Source organism: Saccharomonospora iraqiensis subsp. iraqiensis, assembly GCF_000430445.1.
Taxonomy (GTDB): Bacteria; Actinomycetota; Actinomycetes; order Mycobacteriales; family Pseudonocardiaceae; genus Saccharomonospora; species Saccharomonospora iraqiensis.
This window is the reverse complement of sequence record NZ_KE387099.1, coordinates 5,685-8,145: the sequence shown is the minus strand read 5'-3', so window position 1 is coordinate 8,145 and position 2,461 is coordinate 5,685. Positions and strand designations below refer to the sequence as shown.

General features: G+C 74.3%; 4 protein-coding genes. All 4 read left to right on the top strand.

The genetic code is table 11. The features are described 5' to 3' along the window. Positions 1 to 131 precede the first annotated feature (131 nt). Entirely contained in the window at positions 132 to 314 is a 183-nt protein-coding gene (locus tag ACTIR_RS0113885) for a hypothetical protein (RefSeq protein WP_026454741.1), read from the top strand. Between the two features lie 2 nt (positions 315 to 316). After that, the gene (locus tag ACTIR_RS0113880; protein WP_026454740.1) at positions 317 to 1,186 is read left to right on the top strand and encodes a TlyA family RNA methyltransferase; all 870 of its coding nucleotides are present in this window, start codon (positions 317 to 319) and stop codon (positions 1,184 to 1,186) included. Then, complete coding sequence (locus ACTIR_RS0113875; protein ID WP_026454739.1) at positions 1,183 to 2,106, top strand: NAD kinase; 924 nt, start codon at positions 1,183 to 1,185, stop codon at positions 2,104 to 2,106. The genes ACTIR_RS0113880 and ACTIR_RS0113875 overlap by 4 nt, the downstream gene beginning before the upstream one ends. A gap of 79 nt (positions 2,107 to 2,185) precedes the next feature. Then, the coding region (locus tag ACTIR_RS0113870; protein WP_154663764.1) for an AAA family ATPase at positions 2,186 to 2,461 on the top strand (276 nt) is incomplete at its 3' end.

Below are 2,461 nucleotides of genomic sequence, written 5' to 3'. Positions count from 1 at the left end.
CGGTCCGGGGCGGGGACGCGACGGCGGCCGCGGTGCTGGCGACGTTGCGGCTGGCCTGACCCGGGCCGGACCGCCCGGAGCAGGGCCCCGCCGTGCGTGGCCCGACCGTCCGCATCGGTTAGCGTTGAGGGGTGCACCCACAGACAGACGCAGCATCGCCGGAGGACGGGGACGCCGAGCCCCGTGCCCGGATCGTGCGGGCCGTGAGCGCGCTCGACGATCTCGATGCGCTGCCGCTCGCCGAGCACGTGGCCCGGTTCGAGGACGCGCACAGCGCGCTCGCCGCGGCCCTGTCGAGCATCGACAGGGTCTGACGGTGCCACGCAAGGCCCGTCTGGACGCCGAGCTCGTGCGCCGGGGGCTCGCCCGGTCCCGGGAGCACGCGGGAACGCTGATCGGTGCGGGCCGGGTCACCGTCCGGGGGCTGGTGGCGAGCAAACCGGCCACCGGCGTGGACGCGGGTGCGGCGATCGTCGTCCGCACCGACGACGACCCCGGCTGGGCCTCCCGGGGAGCGTACAAGCTGCTCGGCGCGTTGGAGACGTTCACCGCACACGGTCTCACCGTCGCGGGGAAACGGTGCCTCGACGCGGGGGCGTCGACCGGTGGTTTCACCGACGTGCTCCTGCGTGCGGGTGCGGAGGCGGTCGTGGCCGCCGACGTGGGACGGGGGCTGCTCGACTGGCGGCTGCGGACCGACGAGCGGGTCACGGTGCTGGACCGGACGAACGTCCGGGCGCTGACACCCGGGCACACCGGTGGCACCGTGGACCTCGTGGTCGCCGATCTGTCGTTCATCTCGCTGCGTCTGGTGCTGCCCGCACTCGCGGAGTGCCTGCGCCCGGGCGGGGACCTCGTGCCGATGGTCAAGCCGCAGTTCGAGGTCGGCAAACACCGGCTCGGCAGCGGCGGCGTGGTCCGGGATCCCGAATTGCGGGCCGAGGCCGTGCTGGAGGTGTCGTCGCACGCCCGTTCGCTCGGGCTCCATCCCCGCGACGTGGTGGCCAGCCCGCTGCCGGGCCCGTCCGGCAACGTCGAGTACTTCGTCTGGTTGCGCGGAGAGGGCGGCGGTCCCGCCGAGCGGGGCCGTGTGGACGACGACGCCGCGGCCGGGGAGACCGGGGCCCCGTCCCCGGACGAGTGGGAGCGGCGGGTGCGTGCGGCCGTGACGGAGGGTCCCCGGTGAATTCCTCCGGCGACCGCGAGGTCCTGCTCATCGTGCACCCGGACCGCGAGTCCACCACCGGGGCGGCGCGGGACGTGGCCATCCGGCTCGCCGCGGCGGGGATCCGTCTCCGCGTCGTCGACGACGAGGTCCGCAGGCTGATCGAGCCCCCCGGCGGGCACCTCCCGTGCACCGTGGTGACCTCGTCCGACGAGCCCGCGGCCGGGACCGAACTCGTATTCGTGCTCGGCGGGGACGGCACCCTGTTGCGCGCCGCCGAGGTGGCCCGGCCCGCGGGTGTGCCGGTCCTGGGGGTCAACCTCGGCCGGGTCGGGTTCCTCACCGAGGCCGACTACGACGCCCTCGGCGAGACCGTGGACCGCGTGGTCGAACGGCGGTACCGCATCGAGGAACGCATGACCGTCGACGTCACCGTGACCCACGGCGACGTGGTGACGGCCGACACGTGGGCGCTGAACGAGGCGAGCATCGAGAAGAGCTCCCGGGAGCGCATCCTCGACGCGCTGGTCGAGGTGGACGGTCGGCCGGTGTCGTCGTTCGGCTGCGACGGGGTGTTGTGCTCCACCCCGACCGGGTCGACCGCCTACGCGTTCTCCGCGGGCGGTCCGGTCGTCTGGCCGGACGTGGAGGCGTTGCTGGTGGTGCCCAGCAACGCGCACGCGATGTTCTCCCGGCCGCTGGTGGTCTCCCGGGACTCGGTGATCACCGTGGACGTCGATCCGCACGGGTCCTCCGCGGTGCTGACCTGTGACGGTCTGCGGCACTTCGACCTGGAACGCGGTTCGCGGATCCGGGTGGTCGCGGGTGCGGTCCCGGTGCGGCTCGCCCGGCTCTGGGAAGGGCCGTTCACCGACCGCCTGGTGCACAAGTTCTCGCTGCCGGTGACGAGCTGGCGCGAACGGCAGGCGCGCCTGAGCTGACGCCCGCCCGCGCGGGAGACGGCCGCCCGGGTCGCCGGGTCGGCGACTCCGGTCGTGGGTCGGCGCTACGGTGGTGGACGTGCTTGCGGAGATGCGTATCCAGGGCCTCGGGGTCATCGAGGACGCCGTGCTCGAGCTCCATCCGGGATTGACGGTGGTCACGGGGGAGACCGGGGCCGGCAAGACGATGGTGGTCACCGGGCTGCACCTGCTGTCCGGGGGTCGTTCGGACTCCTCGAAGGTGCGTGCGGGGGCGGGCCGGGCGACGGTGGAGGGACGGTTCGCCGACCTCGCCGACGGGCCCGCCGCGCGGACCGTCACCGACGCCGGCGCCGAGCCGGACGAGGACGGCAGC